The 18,154-nt window shown below is 39.8% G+C and carries 14 protein-coding genes; 5 read left to right on the top strand and 9 right to left on the bottom strand.

Annotated elements, in window-relative coordinates; translation table 11 throughout:
* Positions 1 to 114 precede the first annotated feature (114 nt).
* From AACQ79_RS08000 to AACQ79_RS07985, 4 genes are read left to right on the top strand one after another with little or no spacing between them, the layout of a single operon-like run.
* Positions 115 to 1,434 carry a site-specific integrase gene (locus AACQ79_RS08000; RefSeq protein ID WP_170899797.1) on the top strand — a complete coding sequence of 440 codons (1,320 nt, stop codon included), beginning with the start codon at positions 115 to 117 and terminating at the stop codon, positions 1,432 to 1,434.
* On the top strand, positions 1,427 to 3,166 hold the full coding sequence (locus AACQ79_RS07995) for a hypothetical protein (RefSeq protein ID WP_170899796.1): 1,740 nt from the start codon (positions 1,427 to 1,429) through the stop codon (positions 3,164 to 3,166). Before AACQ79_RS08000 ends, AACQ79_RS07995 begins: the two co-directional genes overlap by 8 nt.
* Before the next feature lie 2 nt (positions 3,167 to 3,168).
* The gene (locus AACQ79_RS07990; protein ID WP_170899795.1) at positions 3,169 to 5,217 is read left to right on the top strand and encodes a hypothetical protein; all 2,049 of its coding nucleotides are present in this window, start codon (positions 3,169 to 3,171) and stop codon (positions 5,215 to 5,217) included.
* Positions 5,214 to 5,672 carry a hypothetical protein gene (locus AACQ79_RS07985; protein ID WP_170899794.1) on the top strand — a complete coding sequence of 153 codons (459 nt, stop codon included), beginning with the start codon at positions 5,214 to 5,216 and terminating at the stop codon, positions 5,670 to 5,672. Before AACQ79_RS07990 ends, AACQ79_RS07985 begins: the two co-directional genes overlap by 4 nt.
* A gap of 184 nt (positions 5,673 to 5,856) precedes the next feature.
* Here AACQ79_RS07985 and AACQ79_RS07980 read toward each other — a convergent pair whose 3' ends face one another.
* The 9 genes from AACQ79_RS07980 to AACQ79_RS07940 all read right to left on the bottom strand — a co-directional run bounded on the left by AACQ79_RS07980 (position 5,857) and on the right by AACQ79_RS07940 (position 17,564).
* Positions 5,857 to 6,432: a hypothetical protein gene (locus AACQ79_RS07980; protein ID WP_170899793.1), complete on the bottom strand. Its 576-nt coding sequence runs from the start codon at positions 6,430 to 6,432 to the stop codon at positions 5,857 to 5,859.
* Positions 6,432 to 6,776: an STAS-like domain-containing protein gene (locus AACQ79_RS07975; RefSeq protein ID WP_102556506.1), complete on the bottom strand. Its 345-nt coding sequence runs from the start codon at positions 6,774 to 6,776 to the stop codon at positions 6,432 to 6,434. Before AACQ79_RS07975 ends, AACQ79_RS07980 begins: the two co-directional genes overlap by 1 nt.
* A 20-nt stretch (positions 6,777 to 6,796) precedes the next feature.
* Positions 6,797 to 7,741 carry a hypothetical protein gene (locus tag AACQ79_RS07970; protein ID WP_170899792.1) on the bottom strand — a complete coding sequence of 315 codons (945 nt, stop codon included), beginning with the start codon at positions 7,739 to 7,741 and terminating at the stop codon, positions 6,797 to 6,799.
* A gap of 22 nt (positions 7,742 to 7,763) precedes the next feature.
* A complete protein-coding gene (locus tag AACQ79_RS07965) occupies positions 7,764 to 10,652 on the bottom strand; it encodes a type I restriction endonuclease subunit R (protein ID WP_170899791.1) in 2,889 nt (962 codons plus the stop codon).
* Between the two features lie 67 nt (positions 10,653 to 10,719).
* Entirely contained in the window at positions 10,720 to 11,898 is a 1,179-nt protein-coding gene (locus AACQ79_RS07960; RefSeq protein WP_170899790.1) for a restriction endonuclease subunit S, read from the bottom strand.
* Positions 11,895 to 13,466, bottom strand: coding sequence for a type I restriction-modification system subunit M (locus tag AACQ79_RS07955; RefSeq protein ID WP_170899789.1), 1,572 nt, complete (start codon positions 13,464 to 13,466; stop codon positions 11,895 to 11,897). Before AACQ79_RS07955 ends, AACQ79_RS07960 begins: the two co-directional genes overlap by 4 nt.
* 14 nt (positions 13,467 to 13,480) lie before the next feature.
* Positions 13,481 to 15,577 carry a type I restriction-modification system subunit M gene (locus tag AACQ79_RS07950; RefSeq protein WP_170899788.1) on the bottom strand — a complete coding sequence of 699 codons (2,097 nt, stop codon included), beginning with the start codon at positions 15,575 to 15,577 and terminating at the stop codon, positions 13,481 to 13,483.
* An 80-nt stretch (positions 15,578 to 15,657) separates the two neighbouring features.
* The gene (locus AACQ79_RS07945; protein ID WP_170899787.1) at positions 15,658 to 17,040 is read right to left on the bottom strand and encodes a DEAD/DEAH box helicase family protein; all 1,383 of its coding nucleotides are present in this window, start codon (positions 17,038 to 17,040) and stop codon (positions 15,658 to 15,660) included.
* Positions 17,034 to 17,564: a hypothetical protein gene (locus AACQ79_RS07940; protein WP_170899786.1), complete on the bottom strand. Its 531-nt coding sequence runs from the start codon at positions 17,562 to 17,564 to the stop codon at positions 17,034 to 17,036. Before AACQ79_RS07940 ends, AACQ79_RS07945 begins: the two co-directional genes overlap by 7 nt.
* 103 nt (positions 17,565 to 17,667) lie before the next feature.
* Here AACQ79_RS07940 and AACQ79_RS07935 point away from each other — a divergent pair, with 103 nt between their 5' ends.
* Positions 17,668 to 17,997, top strand: a complete 330-nt coding sequence (locus AACQ79_RS07935) for a helix-turn-helix domain-containing protein (protein ID WP_170899785.1) — start codon at positions 17,668 to 17,670, stop codon at positions 17,995 to 17,997.
* Positions 17,998 to 18,154 lie beyond the last annotated feature (157 nt).

Below are 18,154 nucleotides of genomic sequence, written 5' to 3'. Positions count from 1 at the left end.
TGTTACCATGACAGGTTAGTGTAGGAAAAGCATCTTACACACATAAATAAATCTGGAAAATATATTATTACTGACTATGCTGTGTGTATAGTCAGTGATTTTCTAGGTGAATTTATGTACCTCATACAATCAAGCAATGTCTATAAGCAGACAGAACTATCGGTCAGTAATGATATCTGCGATTGCACTCCACTCAGGGGAAATATTGGCTCACTGCCTGCACTGTTCAATCAAGATGGTTCATTCAACCACGAGGCAAACAGCTACCTCTTCTACCAGAAAGCTATCAAAGCAGCTAAAGATCTTTCACCCTGCGCTCAAGCATTACAAGCTTACTACCAGTTCCTTGAAGATAAAGGATTGGCATGGGATGCATTGCCTCCCATCAAAAGGCTCAAGCCAACTTATCTTTTTCGCTCTCACCTGTTAAAGCAAATCAAGAACGGGGAATTAGCACACAGCACAGCAAGCGTACGAATGAATCAGATTGTTAACTACTACAAGTGGTTAATGCATGATGGTTACTTAAAAATCAAAAACAAGAAAGAAGCACCATTTAAAATGGAGTTTGTATCTGTTCAAAACACTGGGATGCTAGCGCACATATCGCCAACGTTTACCGTTGAAACGAGTGACTTGCGAATAAAAGTACCAAAGGATGCAAGCAGTAAAAACATTCGACCTTTATCTCCACTCTCTCAAGAGTCACTGAGTATTCTGACTCAACACCTTCCTAACGCATCCGATGAATTACGCTTGCAGGTGTTAATCTCCATAGATACAGGAATGCGAATTCAAGAGGTGGCAACGCTCTCCCTGAATGCACTTGATACCGCAACACCCTTGGTTGAAAGTGAGCATCGTTACGAGATAGTTTTATCCCCTCAATCGACAGGGGTTCAAACTAAATACTCAAAGCAAAGGCGTGTAGAAATCTCATCAGAGCTGCTAACCACACTGAATGAATACCGTACCTCTGAGCGCAGAATCAAACGACTAAACAAACTCAATGCCCAATTAGAATCATTGCCCGAAGATAAGCCTTCACTCAAGCAAGAAACTATCGAAAGGCTTGAACTGTGTGAGCGTCATGAACCTCTTTTTGTAAGTGAGCAAGGAAATCCTGTTACAGCTAAATCAATTGAAGCTAGGTGGACAGAACTTAGAACCTCCATCAAGAAAACCTCCCCTTCCTTTATTCATCGTTTCCATGACCTACGCTCAACCTACGGTACATATAGACTAAATGACTTGCTTGAGGCTGGACTAACTCCAATGGAGTGTATGGAGCTTCTAATGGGTTGGATGGGGCATAGAAACGAATCCACGACTTGGAAGTATCTACGTTATTTGCAACGCAAAGAAGCGTTCAAAGTGAAGTTTGGCATTTTAGATAGCATCATGCATGAAGCATTAGGTGATAATAATGAATAGTATCATCCGTATGGGCAACTGGAGACCTGAACTATGCATTTTACTAAACATTGGAGATAACAGGCTTGCCGACTTTAATCGGTTTTTAGCAAATGGCTTTCCATCGACGAAGCGAATGAAGCAAGGTAAGCAATTTGAAGTTATAAATAGAGAAGGATTGATTTATAGATTAAAAACAAGATTTGAAGAAGAAATTGCACAAGGTGGAAGCCACGCATCTCTTTACACTCTTTATGTAAAAGCTGCTCAATACGTTCGATGGTGCGATGAAAATAAAACACCCGCTTTTACGAAGCCCTCAACTGAAGGCTATATGGAACATCTGCAAAACCGAGTCATGTTGGGTTCACTAAAAAGCGCCACCTATAAAAAAAGACTATCTGAAATGGTCACTTTATTTACTAAATACCTTGATTTACCGCACCATTATTTTGATAACGTAGTAATTATGGATGACAATGATAGAGAACCCTTTGAAAGCTACACTCGTGATAATTTAAACCAATTGCTCCCTTTTCTTCGACGCTTATTTAACCAAACTTACCAGCAATTCATTGATGACCCAGGTAAGCACATGCACGCCTATAAATGTACGCCTACTATGGTTTTTACTTGGCAAGACAAAAAATACCAACTTTGTTCTGGCATCACAAAAATGATGTGTGCTGCAACCTATTTATTAGCCTATTACACTTACGCAAACACAAGTGACTTATTTGGCCTAAAACAACCTGACAACGCCTCAATAACATTAGGAGAAACATGGTACACAATGTCAGCTTTTAAGCGTCGCGCCTTTAAAACAATTCAAATTGAGATAGGAGAGCATGAACTAGAAGTCCCTAAGTACGCCATGAGTTTTTTTGATAAGTTACTCAATGCTTCCCGCACAATAAACTCAAATAAAAACGCCACTCTGCTTCAAACAATTCCTTATAAAAAGGCACACCCCCTAAAGACAACAACTCTGCAAGACTTTTTAAAACGCTGGGTAGAAAAACACTTTACCTTTACCGATCAGCAAGGAAATAGATTGCGCCCTGTTATCAGTCGCTTTCGTGAGACAGGCGCTCAGCTAACCACCTATTATCAGGGTGATATGGTAAATGACATCATGCTGAATAATACGCCAAATACCCGAAAGAGAAGCTACAGCAATGGTAATCGCTTTTCAAATAACGGCATGATACAGGATGCCATACTAATAAGAGAAGAACAGGTAAGAAGTGGTATTAATACCAGACAGGCACAGAACAATTTGGGTCTCGATTTTCTAGTCATCGAGGAAGAATACAAGATAAACCTTCCCAATTTAAGCAGGGTCTCCAATGGTAGTAGTTGTGCTTCTCCATTTGGTGAAAAGTCTAAAAAATACACTCGGAAGGCCATTCAACATAAGCTAGCAAGCAAGGGCGAGAAACTAGCATGTGCTGACTTGTTAGCTTGTTTTGGTTGTCCTAATCAGATCATTGTACAATCTCTCGCAGATATATGGTGCCTACTCAGCTTTAAGGCGTGTATTGAGGAGTCACTCTACCTACATCTTGATACAAGCCATTACCGTAAAAACTTTGAAAATATCGTAATATTCATAGATGAAAAAATACTACCCAACATCAATAATCACCTATTAAGGCAAGCAGAAAAAAAGCTCGATGATGGTTTTCACCCCCTTTGGAGTGAAGCTGAATCTGTACTTGAATTGATTTCTCAGCGCTCTAACGAGGTGTAGCCATGAATACCACACAACTCTATAAAAGAGATTTCCCCGAAGAACATAAAGTGCAACTTATAGATATCATCACTTTGTACCATGAAGAACGATTTGATGAACTAGACACCGTAATCATCTGCAAAGATGAGGATGGTAATGTAACGGCTACTTTCGGTCAGAGCGACTGGAATTGCTTCCCATTTTCTCGAAAAAAGGAGAGAAATACTCTTTCGTTTAAAGAGTTCAGTGCCAACATGGAAATACAGAGAGAGCTCAAGTTAATTACCTTGGGCTGGTTGCTCTATAACAGTCCAAAGATGCGAAAAGCACTAAATTTTTCAGGTATCCACTCTCGATTGAGGGCCTTTAAAAAAGTCTATCGTTTCTTAGCTGAGAACAGGAAAACCTCATTGAAAGCCCTATCCTTGCCTGATATATGGGATAACTTTAAGATTTATCTACAACAACATAACTATTCACAAAGCACTCTCATGCATACGTTTTCTGCGATAAATGCAGCTATCGATTACGCATCATGGCACCAGCTAAATCTAGAATTAAAGCCTATCAAGTCGAGTAGTGTTGCAAAGCGATTGAATAACTTAGAGAAACAACAAATTCTCGTTATCCCAGAGCGTTTATGCAACTCTATTTACTCCAAGGCCATAGAGCTGATTGACTATGCATATCCTCACATTCAGTTAATTTCTAACACTGAAAATGCTCTACAATCAAATTACCTTCAAGGTAAAAGAATTATTGACGCTAAAGTGAAAAATGGGAGAAAAAATTACTATTTCATAAATGAAGACGGCAGTATTAATAATCACAAATACTCAGAAGCAGTGCAGGGCAACCAACCTCTAACAGCTAAGGAAATTATTGAGCCGTTAGCTCAAACACTACCGGATATTCCACTAGAAAATGGGAATGACTTTAGACGCTATCTTGGTCAACTTACTAATGCTGCATATATTATATGCGGTGGGTTCAGCGGCATGCGAGACTCTGAATTAGATAAGTTAACCCCTAATAGTTACTATCACGACACGTTTGAAGGACGCGATTATCATATGTTGCAATCCCACACCTTTAAGTTAGGAGAAAAACGAGAGACGTGGGTGACTGCGCCTTCTTCAAAAAAAGCCATAGATTTAATGGATACATTAACGGAGCGGTGGCGTAAAGAAATAGAATACCCCGATGATAAATACAATAACACCCTGTGGGTTAGTCAAACATATCGTTCTAGGCCCCCTGTATTAATCATAGATTGGAATGAACGACTAAAACGATTTTGCAAACAATTTGGTTTCATTGTTACTAGCGAGGATTATCAAGAGTGTATAACTTCTAATCCAAATTCAATTGAGCGAGTTAAGAAGTATGTGAAAGTTGGTCAACCATGGTACATAACCACTCACCAATTTAGACGTACTTTAGCATTTTATTGTATTAAAAATCGCTTTAGCACAGTAGTCGCTCTCAAGCAGCAATTTAAGCATATCCACCTTGCCATGACAGAATGGTATACCAACGGTGGTAAGCTAGCGGGTCTGCGAGATCTAAAGGTAGATACTAAAATACAGCAAGCGCTCGAAGAGATTAATGCCGAAACCACTGCCAATAAAATCTTCAAACAATGGCATTCTGATGAAACACTGTCCGGTGCTCACGGTAAAGCAATCATGAAAATGCGAGGGGATGTACCGACCATTTATAGTTCATGGGATGTTATCTATAAAGCCGTAAAGGATGGTAAGTTGACACTACATGGTTCAATGCACAGCTATTGCAAGTCCGGTTATGACTGCGATATGGATGGAGTAGTCGCCCCGCAGTTCTGCGTAGATTGCGGCTCTGGTAGTAGTATCATTGATGAACAGCAGGCGAAGTGGTGGCAGAAAAAACACCGTAGTTTAGTTGTTTATATGGAGTCTGGCGAAGAAATTTCGGTCAGTGAGCAAAGCCACTACATCACTCAAGTAAGAGCCGCAGAGAAAGTCATGGCTGACTTTGATATGTCTTTTACCCCATTTGAACCTGACTTAAAGGCAGCCAACATATGAGTAAGAGCGAAAATACACGACTAGCATTAGAGGCTGCATTAGAACGTATAAAAGAAGGCAAGCCCAAGTGCATCCCTACTCATCGAAAGCTCAGTGTGAGAGCTATTGAGGAAGAAGCGAAACTCGGCAATGGCAGTGGTTATTACTACCCTGAGTTTGTTGAGAAGGTGAAGCAGACCAAAGCTGAAATTGCGGCAGGCAAAGGTGAAATAGTCCAACCAGAAGTCCAGACCGTACGTGCAAAGCTGAGGGAACAGAAACGTATCAAGGAAAACTTCAAGGCCAAATATGAAGCTGAGAGGAAGAAATTATCCCTATTCGCAGCTTCACAGCACCATCTTAACGACAAGCTGGTTCAAGCGTTGGCTCATATTAAAGATTTGGAGTTTGAGAACTCCCAATTACGTGAAGAGTTAGCTCAACTAAAGCGAAGCAAGGTTGTTTCGATTAAGTAACTCCAATATGCACTATAGATGTCATAATATCATCAGCCTTTCCCAACCAGACCAAGCAGACTCAATTAAGTGTTGGTATTTGCACTAAAAAGTGCTGACGAATTAACAGGTGTACATCAAAAGTGTATTTACACCTTGTAACTATCTACGTGATTGCCACCGTTCAGCCCTTTAACTTTTAATATCACCTTACAAGCTTCTTAGGGTGATTTCTATTCGCAGTAATGACATTTAATTTATCTACACTGACAAAATCGATATCATCAGTTAAAACGTACATTAACTGATTTTTTGATATTTCATTTTCAATATTAATATCATAACCATCCAAATGTACTTGAGCGTACCTCTCAAGGTACTTCTCACTGGATGGAGGAGCATAAGACTCTAATGGCTTCGACCAAGACTCCAGTGTTTCAACAACAATAGATAACTCTTCAAGAACTAACTCCCTACCATTTTCATCTCGTAGCCACTTCTTTCTTTCGAACTCTCGACCTATACCACTCAAAGAAGCTTCAACTCTAGCAATAATACTTGCCAATTCAGAGATTGAATAATTGGAATAAAACAGTTCGTTTTCATTTTCAATGAGTTTTTGAAACAATCTAGGGTACTCATCTAGTTGATACTCTTGAGGTTTTAAGTTTCGCGGAAAAACCCTCGAGTTTGCGTAAGTCAACCAATACAATACATTTGTATCAAGGAGGATTTTTTGCTTTACAGGAAAAACTTTGGAGTTTTCTAAAACTATCCCCATTACTCCAGCCCTCGACTTACTTTTTCTTCTAAATCACTCTGCTCTTCGACTTCTTTTGAGTAAAAATCTATAGCATTATGAACAACCTGATTAAGAAGACGCTTACCGACTGGCGAGATGTTTTCAAAGCTAACTAAACTCCTAAATTTCTCAAATTTCATCTCACCTAAAAAAGGAGCCACGGCTGTGTTAAAAAATGGCGATGCGTATATTTGCACCCCTTGAAAGTCAAGCTCTACCTTTGTACCATTTCTAATCTCAACATCAAGTATGCTTTTTAGCTTTAATCCACCATCCCTTGAGACTGCAGTCTTTCCAACAACTTTTGCAACATCGATTTTCATAACTAATACCTTTCCAATAATCAAAAATACTCAGGGATGTCTTCATCTATAAAATGATATATCACATTACGCTTACAGTTCAGTGTCAATTTAATCCAACTTCCCCGAATCGCTAGCTGATTTTCGGTATACACGCTTTGTTTAGCCTTTCTAGTATAACAAACCGTATCAGTGTATATATCCATACTTCCTTCATTAATGTCGACCAGCTCGGTTAATAAATGTAGCCCCAAACCGCGAGGTTCTGCTTTCCCAGCTTCTTTAAGGTTTGCTGTGTATGTTGAATTCCCTCTAACTAACGCCCACTCCAAAGCTTCTTTTATAGTCAAATCTGATTTTATATAATTTATAACACTCGTAGGAATTCCGCTTCCTGAATCACCGACTAAAATGGAAAGCGTATCAGATTTTCGATCATATGAACCACAGCTCTGTACTTGATGAGTTCCACTATGCTCAAATGCATTAGCGTATATCTCCCACAGTGAGCTTAGAACCGCACTTTCCACTTCCTCAGAAAAATTCAGCCTATTCTTGCCAAGCCATTCGTGTTTCAAATAGGATAAAACATCACCTTCTCGTGTGGCGGGCGAAAACTCTCGGTATGGAATAATATCTTCAGTTTTCTTAGTAAACCCTTGCCCATCAAGTCTATCAAGTGATTCCAATAACCCCATATTTCTCAGTTTTAAATAAACTGGTAGGTTCATTGTTTTAGTTTCGACCCTCAACGTACTGTTTATTAATTTACGACGAACAAATGAAACAAAAGCCCCGATAATCGAAGTCAGATTAACACCTGCATTATTACAACTAGAAAAATCTAAAGTAATGTAATATTTTTTAGATTCTTGCCATTCAACCCCATACAAGCGGCTCCATAGATTATAAAAGCCTTGTATATCATCCCTAACTGAAGGGACTTTTATTACAACTTGCTCTGGAAGTTGTTTTAAAGTCAACATCTTGCAATCCCATTTATAAAAGTCAAAATCCACCAATAAACGTATCGACAAACCCTTTAAACTTCTCAGTCAACCGACCAACAATCTTTTTACGTTGCAATATCGTAGGCTTGGTTTGCAGTGTTCCTGCAAAGTCATCACGTAGTGGCATCTCTTCGCTAAGCTCATAACGGTTAACCAAGATTTCTAACTTATCTGTATCTAGGTTTTCTTCAGTTGCCATACTTTCTAGAGCTTCTCGCTTCTCTTTTTCCCAGAAGAATTCAAACTCTTCTTCAACATCAGCGTGAGCTGGAATGCCGTCAAGATGCTCATTCATGAACTTCTCGATTAGAGCTTTCTTACTGAGTAACGTAGGGTCAGAAGCAATCAAGTTCGCGATAACCTGGCGCTTACGCTCTTTCTCGTCAGTGCTCTCTTCTTCATGCAGTTCACGTAGTAAGTGAAGAATGTAGCCAACATTGACTTCATCACGGTGCATCAACTCAAGTTCAAAATCGACGTCATCAAGTATTGATACTTTCTCTTTGGTTGAGTTCTCACGTAACTGGCGATTTAAGTCGGCATATTTGCTGGTGAAGTCCTGAAACTCTTGATCGCTCATTGCAGTCGAGGCCATATCGAAATCAGCGAAATTACCCAGCATATTTTTGAGACGCATCAACTCGCGGAACTGCCTAACAAACAGAGCTTGAGCCTCTTCATCAGGAAGGCTATCAACTGAATCAACTGTTGGTGTGATTGCCATTAACGCTTCATAAGCTTTATCAAAGTCTGCTAACAGGTCTTCAAATGGCGGTATAACAATAGATTCATTCGGCTGCTTGTTAGAGAACAACGTAAATGCATCATCTGCTGCTTTCTTCAGGTTGCGGAAACAGACCACATTACCGTGAGATTTAGTTTCATCTAACAAGCGGTTAGTTCGTGAGAATGCTTGAATGAGTCCGTGATTCTTTAGGTTCTTATCGACATATAACGTATTAAGTTTTGGCGCGTCAAAACCCGTCAAGAACATGTTTACGACAAGAAGAATATCGATCTCTTTGGCTTTCACTCGTTTAGAGATGTTCTTGTAGTAGTTATAGAAAGACTCGCTATCTTTGGTTGTGTAGCTTGTGCCGAACATCTTGTTGTAGTCGCCGATGAAAGACTCAAGCTTATCTCGGCTGTGCAGTTTTACAGCGTCTCCACCATTAAGATACTTCGCTGCGGCTTCTTGAACCTCTACTGCATCACCATCACCTAGCTCGTACTCTTCCTCTTCATTGGCTTCATAGCTAAAGATGGTCGCTACTTTAAGGTTGTGCTTGCCTTCCGCTTTCTTCTTAGCAAGCAGTTCATAGTACTGAACCAACTCAGGCACACCAGATACACAGAACATCGCGTTGTAATCGCGACTGTGCGTCTTTCTTCGGTGATGAGCAATAATATAGTCGGTAATCTTATCAAGACGCGCAGGAGAGCTCAGAAGCTCTTTGGTGTCGATATCTTCTACTTCAATATCAAGGTTGTTGTTCGAGCCATCTTTGTACTGATAGCGCCCCACATACTCAATGGCAAACTTCAGAACGTTATTGTCACGAATAGCATCAACGATCACATAAGGGTGTAAACATTCGCCAAAAAGGTCTTTTGTGGTTTTCTTAATAGACTTTTTAGCCACTGCGTTTTTGGCAAAGATTGGCGTCCCCGTAAAACCAAACAACTGAGCGCCTTGGAAGAACTCGGTGATGTTCTGGTGCGTATCACCAAACTGGCTGCGGTGACACTCATCGAAGATAAAAACAATACTTTTATCTTGTAGCGCCTCCATCCCATTTAAGTAGCGCTTTTTAGTCACCACGTTATTGAGCTTTTGTAGTGTCGTAACGACAAGTTTGCTGTTGCGGTTTTCGTTAATCTTTTTACCTTTAATTGGCTTATCGATTAACTGATGAAACAGCATATTGGTATTGTCTGTACTATCGACACAACCTTTGGCAAAGGCATTAAATTCTAACGCTGTTTGGTAATCGAGGTCTTTACGGTCAACAACAAAAACTACTTTATCGACTTCACTTAATGAAGTCATAGTCTGCGCCGCTTTAAAAGACGTCAGCGTTTTACCTGAACCGGTGGTATGCCATATGTAACCGTTCAAGTCTGTGGTTTTGACTTGCTTAATAATCTCTTCAACCGCATAGAACTGATACGGACGCAGCACCATTAAGAACTTTCCTGTCTCGTTCAAGACAATGTACTTAGTCAGCATCGCTGTTAAATGCGATGTTGTTAGGAAAGCACTAGCAAAGCTAGAAAGTTGACTGATTTTCTTATTATCAAAATCCGTCCAATCAAAAGTTTGCTTAGCGGACATATCGCTATTATTAGAGAAATACTGAGTATTAACTCCATTAGAAATCACGAACAGTTGAATATAATTGAACAGGCCGTGGTTGGCATGATACGAGTGCTTTTGATAGCGTTTAACTTGATTGAACGCTTCTTTTAGCTCTATGCCACGTCGCTTGAGTTCGATTTGTACTAAAGGAAGACCATTTACCAATACCGTCACATCATATCGGTTGGTATAGATACCCTTCACCGTTATTTGCTGGGCAACCTGAAACTTGTTTTTACTGGCTTCATCAAACAACAAAGTTAGATGCCGACTGTCACCATTATCCAAAGTGACATCAAGCTGATCACGCAATGTCTTCGCTTTGGTGAAGATATTGCCTTTCTCTAGCTTACCCAATACCTGACGAAACTCAGTATCCGAAAGCGTACATTCATTCACTTTCTCAAGTTGAGCCTTTAGGTTAGCTTCAAGCGCAGTATTGTCTTTAAGCGCAATAACTTCAAAACCTTGAGTACCAAGCTGAGCAATTAAGTTATCTTCTAATTGTTGTTCTGATTGATAAGCCATGTGACGATTTAATATCCTTGAGTGCTTTCATGTATAGCCCTAGCCAATAGAGCTATACATTAAGGAATTACATAAACATCTGCTGTAGTAAGCCTTCTTTAAACTTCGTGTTTTTCTCTACTTGCTCTTCAATTGCTTCAATTTTAGTATCGATAGCTTGTAGGAATTCACTGATTCTATTTTGTTCTTCTAAACAAGGAAGGTGAAGGTGCAATTCTTTTAGGTTGTTAAAATATAAACGCATTCGAGTCCCACCTTGCTTTTGTTGAATAGCGAACCGTTTGAAGTCACTCCCTTCATTTAACTGAAGTTCTAAAAAATAACTATCTAAGTCAACAGCTTTAAACACAGGGTATTCTTTACTTACAACTCCTCGCTCCCATTTATTATTTAAATTGAACTTAAATATCGAATCGTCACTCATATGACGATATGTAAAGTAACCTAATGGCAGCACCCCATAATGTCCGTCATTGGAAACTGAACGCTTTTGAAGGTATAACCCCGTGCGAGAAGAAGTTAAAATAGGAAGTTCAGTATCGGAAGAAACTACCTCTTTGTAAGGTTCTAAAAACTTACCTATAGCTTCATATGTCCACTCAGGGTAAGCATTTCCATTCTTATCCTTAAACCTTATTTTCTTACTAAACAAGCTTTGAACAATGCCTTTTCGATACTCCTTAGTTAAATCTAACTTACTTACTAGCAAGCGACTTCTTTCGTCAACTGAAGCTAACATACTTCTGATTTTTGTCTGCTCAGACTTACATGGCAAGTTTATCGGGAGAGATTGCAAATCCTTTTGGTTTAGTGTTTTATTTCGACCAGCTCCTCCAGGTGAAGCTAAAGTAAGAAAATGCTTCCCTCGCTTCGTTGCAAAAAAGTAGTTCAAATAACCTAAGTCATTCTCAAGTGTCGGCTTATACATAGGAAATCTATGTGATGCAATCATTGAACTTTGCTCTACGTCCGTCATTGCTACAGCTTGTTCCCAAGCAAACACTATATTTATTACTAAATGTTCAGGCTGAACCCAAAAAACCTTTTTATTACCTAACTCTCGCCCTGTAACAGCTGTTTTGTAGAAAACACCTTTGTTATGAGAGCGAATACCTATTTGTGTATACAGTTTGTCACTCTCTACTTTCACTGGTATAGAAGTTCTTTCCGTGCATTCAGAAAATGGAGTTTCTACATATTCCGCATTGAAGCTGGGAAATCTCAATTTTGGTAGCACTAAACTCATTTTCTCTCCTCACGAAGGGAAGGTAAGCCTAACTCGATACAAAAATCTGAAATCGTTTTATCTATTTTTTCCAGCTCCAATTCATTATCTCGAATCTTTTTAGCTACTGCTTCTAGTTGAACTTCCTCGTCATCTTCGAAAGTATCAACGTATCGAGGTATATTCAGATTGTAATTGTGCTTAATAAAATCTTCTTTTGTAGCAACATACGAATACTTATCAATAAACTTGCGATTTTTCACAGCATCAAGAATCTGAATGAGATTATCTTCAGTGATTGCATTCCCATTTGTTATCTTTTCGAAATGCTGACTGGCATCTATAAAGAGAACATTGTCACTAGATTTACGATTTTTCTTGAAGACCAAAATACACGTTGGAATTTCAGTGCCAAAGAAAATATCTGTAGGTAGTCCAATAACGATATCTAAGTAGTTCTTCTCTTTGACTAAATGCTTACGAATCTGAGCTTCTGCGTTTGGACGAAATAAAACACCATGAGGTAACACCACAGCCATTGTTCCATCATCGTCAAGCTGATGAAGCATGTGCTGAACAAAAGCAAAATCAGCCTTACCTTTAGGAGCCAGCTTACCGTAGTCTGAAAAACGTTCATTGTTCAGATGTAGAGGGTTAGCCGACCAACTAGCAGAGAATGGTGGGTTAGCCACTACTGCGCTGAAGCGTTGCTCAATATGTGCTGGAGCTTCTAACGTGTCGTCATTCTGAATGTCGAAACGATTGTAATGGACATCATGCATGATCATGTTCATACGGGCTAAGTTATAAGTACTTGGGTTCTGCTCTTGCCCGTAGAACTTTAAATCTGGGTTATTAGCTTCTTTGGCAACACGCAACAGCAATGAGCCAGAACCACACGTTGGGTCATAAACAGACTTTAGATCTGGGTTATCAAGTGTCACAAGCTTAGCTAGCAGCTTAGAAACCATTTGCGGCGTATAGAACTCGCCGGCTTTTTTACCGGCACCACTGGCGAACATGCCAATGAGATATTCGTAAGCATCACCAAGAATATCAATTTCACTGTTTTCTAAGTGGAAATCGATATTATCTAGATGCTCAAGTACTTTAGCAATTAGCTTATTACGGGCATCTGGCGTTTTACCTAGCTTGTTTGACGTTAGATCGAGCTCATCAAACAGGCCATTAAAGTCATCCGCGCTGTCTGCGCCCATCGTGCTTTGTTCGATGTCATTAAGAACATCGCGTACATCGTCAAGAATGAACTCACCATTAGCACCAGCTTCAGCAACCACATGAAACAGCTCTGATGGCTTGAAGAAATACCCTAGTTTGTCTAGCGCTTCTTCTTGGACTGCCTCTAGGTACTCTTTACCTTTTTCGCTCTTCTCATCGATTTGAGCGAACTGAATACCATCTTCTGAGAGCAATTCATTAGCGTAGCGATTTAGCTTATCTGAAAGGTATTTGTAGAAGATTAGGCCAAGGATGTAATCACGGAAGTCATCGGCAGACATGTTACCACGAAGGGTGTTGGCGATATTCCAAAGCTGTTTCTTTAGTTCTTGTTGGTGTTGTTCGACCATTACTTGTGTCCAAATTAATTCGTTTGAGTTTGCTTGGTGTTAGACCACTTCAAGTGATATGACAGCCCATCTAATCCGGGATAGATTGTATAACGGTTTACCCCGTAGCGAGATAAGTCTTTCCTAATCCTTACTTTGGCATTTTTAGGTATGATGAGCTTTGTTAACCCTTTAGGCTCGTATGGTGCCATCAAATTGGTTTGCACTGTGAACAAGCCGCTCTGGGCAATAATTCTTGGTGTTAAATTCGCTGGCATATACTTCCTAACCTCATCTTTTGAGGTCAACTCTAAGGGTTTCATCTGCTTATCCATGTCAAAAGGATCTTTTCTGTCTGTAAGGATATAGACAGCACCGTCTGTATCACTCTCAGATTCAATCGCAAAATACAGAGCGACAAGAGGGTTTCTAGACCAATCCAGTAGACGTGTAGGTAAACCGTGATGCTGTGCGAGTGCGAGCCACTCCCAATCATTACTTGGATTATATTCTAAATGAGGAATAGCTTGTTCTTTAAAGTGTTTGAACAGCCTTTTTTCTGCATTAATGAGCTCATCTTCTTTGTCATACCCCAAACGCATAATAGAAGGCTCTAGCTTATATGCTTTATTTTCAACACCTCGGAACACTGCAAAATCTGGGTTTAGTTTACTTACCGCTCTATGGAAGTCTGCAAAGTTCGAGATATTGGTATGGGGAATAACATCCACATAATCTGAGATTGAGAGTTTAAAGTCATTTTGCTCAATTTCTTTAAGTGAAACTACTTTTGAAAAGCCACTGTCTGCCTTACGTGCGTCGACTGCCGTCAGTATTTTATCTATCGACTTATCATCAATGAAACGACGCCTATTTTTCTTCTCAAAAAGCTGACTAGCATCTATAAAAAGAACGCCATCACCTTTATTTCGATTTTTCTTGAATACCAGAGCACAAGCTGGAATTGAAGTACCTAAGAATAAGTTAGCAGGTAGCCCTATAACTGCATCTAGACAGTTCAGTCCAGCCAATAAGTGACGTCTAATTTCACCTTCGGAACCACCACGAAATAGCACACCATGAGAAACGATGGAAACCATTAAACCATCATCTTTAAGTTGGCAAAGCATATGCTGAATGAAAGCAAAGTCTGCCTTATTTTTCGGAGCTAGCTTTCCATAACGAGCAAAACGTTCATCCCTAAAATGCAAAGGGGAGGGTGACCAGGAGGAAGAAAATGGTGGGTTAGAAACAACCACATCAAACTTTTGGTCTAGATGAGTCGGATCTTCAAGGCTATCACCATGGGCTAAGTCAAAGTCAGCCTGTGGAATACCATGCGAGATGATATTCATGCGTGCCAAGTTATACGTTTCAAAGTTAATCTCTTGTCCATATAACTTAACATCAGAATTGTTAGTTTCAGATGCAACATTCAATAGCATAGAGGCTGAGCCACATGCTGGGTCATAAATCGACTGAATATCATCGCCACCTATTGTGACAAGTTTCGACACTAATTTGGAAATCGATTTAGGGGTATAAAACTCCCCACCTCGATTGCCCGCTGCGCCTGCAAACATATTAATCAAGTACTCATAGAAGTCACCCCATGAAATATTTTGATCATCCTGAATATTAAAATCGTTCAAAGCAATCAAAATACTGGCAATGACTCTATTACGCTCTCTGGTTGTTTTGCCTAACTTTGGGGAGTAAAAGTCTATGCTAGTAAACACTCCATCAAAAATATGTCCCAGTGAACGGTACTCGATCTTTCTAAGGGTATCATCCAACAACTCAGCTATATAATCATCTGTCGTGCTGGCCTGAACCACCTTATGAAATAACTCGGAAGGTCGACAGAAATACCCGAGTTCATGCAAGGCTTCTTCTTGAATATCTTCGATGTAGTTATTGCCTTCTTCATTCAAGTCCTCGATATCACGGAATCGAACTCCCTCACTACGAAGTAACTCATCTGCATATCGTTCAAGCTTTAGAGAAATAAAGAGATAAAAAGTTAACCCTAGAAAATAAACACGGAACTCCTCTGTTCTAATGTTTCCACGCAGGGATTCAGAAACACGCCAAATCTTGCTCTTAAGTTCTTGTTTTTGTTTATCGTCCATAGAAGTACAGTTACATATGATGAAGAAGCGCATTGTAACTGAAACTTACCGCTAACAAGAGTACAGAGATCATTTTTAAACTATGAAGTGGCTAGAAAGGCTGAGATTACGCGCTGCTTAAAAGCTCCCAATCGAAGTTCATCGAGTGCACTAAGAGATCCGGTTGAGTTAAGTTCGGTGCTGATAGCGCTACTCCAAACCAACTTTGATTTTACTTCTTCTCGCTCTTCTAAGAGACCATGACCAGTTAAGCAAGTACGTTGAGATTCTGACTCAAACTCTATCAAGCTCTCTATTTTCGCAAACATACAAGAGTCAGGAATATCTTGCTCAATCCGCTCTGAAAACTCTATAAGGTTTTGCTCTGCAAAAGTAAATAGCCACGCTTGTTGGTTTGCGGCCTCATTGACTCTAAGGATACGTCCAAGGACCTGTCGAAAATAAAGCTCAGTTTTAACAGAGCTCATATGACAACAAACTTGAAGCCGAGGGATATCAGTTCCTTCGCTGATCATCCCTACACTGACAATCCATTGAACATCACCTTGACGATAACGTTCTATTTCAGTTAAAGGTTCTTCATGACGGTAAGTAACTATTGAGACTGTTTGATCGTACTTTTGAACGAGTATCTTCTGAATTGATTTCGCATGCTGAACGGATGAAGCAACAACTAAACCTCCTGCGCCTGGCGATTGGGTGCGGATTTCTGTGAGCTTTTTGCAACCGAGCCCAAGTAGGTATTCCATAGCTTCTTGGTTATGTATGACACTTTGATATGAAGTTTTTGTTTGCTTAAGCATTTCTAAGATTGAAGAAAACGATTCAACTTTCTCCTCACTGGTCACTGAAAGATGTTCGTTATCAACCAACACCAACTTTGGAGATCGGCAAACCTTATCGACAATTGCTTGCTTTAAGGTGTATTGATAATCAACGAGGATTTGACCTTCAGGGTCACTATATTCAGACATTACTATTGGTAGAGAGTCTGAACGCCATGGAGTACCTGACATAGCAAATGTGTAGGTCGCGAGCCCTTGAATCTTAGTAAGTACTTGCTGGCCCCAAACGTTCGCATTTTCAAGTTCAGACCCAGAGCAATGGTGGATCTCATCAAATACAACAAATACTCGATGGTTACGTAACGCCTTCCAAAAATCATCATTAAGGAATTGAATAGATTGATATGTTAACGACTGCCCAATAGAGCCTAATCCACCATTAAAAGTGCAATTCAGTATCTGAGAAAAGGTTCTTTTAATTCCATCAGAAACCGTTAAAGATGGAGAAAAGCACAATACAAGATCAACCAGACCTTCGTTAAGCAACCTTGATGCAACTGTTGCAGCGAGCACAGTTTTACCAGCGCCAGGAGTTGCTTGGCAGAAGAAGTGCTGTTGATTTTCCCTAAATTTCTGTAACGCTTTCTCAGAACATTCTACCTGCCACTGTCTTAACACGGTTGGTCGCTCTCAGATAGAGTTTTAAGAACATTCTCTAGCCCATTCATCTTCCCAAGCAAGTGTGCTGAACGTTCTCTTGCTTGCTGTAACAGTGGAACTAACCGACTCTCAAGTTCAGGGAAGCGGCATCTTAATGAATGGTATTCATCTATTTCACCAAGCACGATCTCCAATTCACCTTTGTATTCGTTGCTCTCTCGGAATAGCACAGAGTAATCCGATGTAGATTGCTTTACCGAAACTTCTCGTTCAGATTTTCTTCGAGGCACCACTTCAAGTTCTATAAATTGTTCGGTTTGAAAATACCTTTTGTTCCTTCCTTCACCCTCGCTTCGAAGCCAACCCCTTTGTTGATATTGCCATATTTGGCGATAAACCTTCTTTCGAGCTTCATCAAGATTCTGTGTAGCACACCCATCATTTAATGAGACATCCCTTGCCTCTATAACAGAAAAACCATCCATTCTTTTTTCAATCAACAACTTGTGCATTACTGCACTGATTTTTATAGAACGTTTCATGTACCAGTTATACCAATCAAAATACTAAGGATTGCTTAGTATACAGAAATCAGTAAAACTAAGAAAATCTTAGTCACATAGAGCCAATTAGTATGAATCATAAATGTCGATCGACAACCCTATTCCAATGCGGCTCAAAGAGGTACGCAAAAAAGCAAAGATCTCCCAAAAAGAATTGGGAGTGCGTATTGGTATCGATGAAAGTTCGGCTAGTGCGCGAATGAATCAGTACGAGAAAGGAAAGCATACGCCGGATATCAGTACATTGAAGAAAATGGCTGACGAGCTAGGTGTGCCTCTAAATTACTTTTTTTGTGAGGATGCCAGTTCAGCTGAACTGGCTTGCTTAATTGCGAGAATGAGTGAAGAACAAAGAATCAGGCTAACGGCACAGATAAAGGCAGCTAACCTTAAAATCCCAAAAGAGAATTAGAAATAGCTAATGCATTCGATATTTTTCTGGAAACTGATACTATCTAAACTCAATTTTTAGGAAAAATAGCGAAAGATAGCTGTTTTTCTGGAAAAGGCTATCACGCCTTATCATTTAAACCTTTCCAGATTTATTTCAGAAACCACCTGTGTTGGTA

This window comes from Vibrio sp. 3-2(1), from assembly GCF_963887575.1.
In the GTDB taxonomy this organism is placed as follows: domain Bacteria; phylum Pseudomonadota; class Gammaproteobacteria; order Enterobacterales; family Vibrionaceae; genus Vibrio; species Vibrio anguillarum.
Note: the sequence above shows the minus strand (reverse complement) of the source record. Positions and strands in the feature narration are given on the sequence as shown.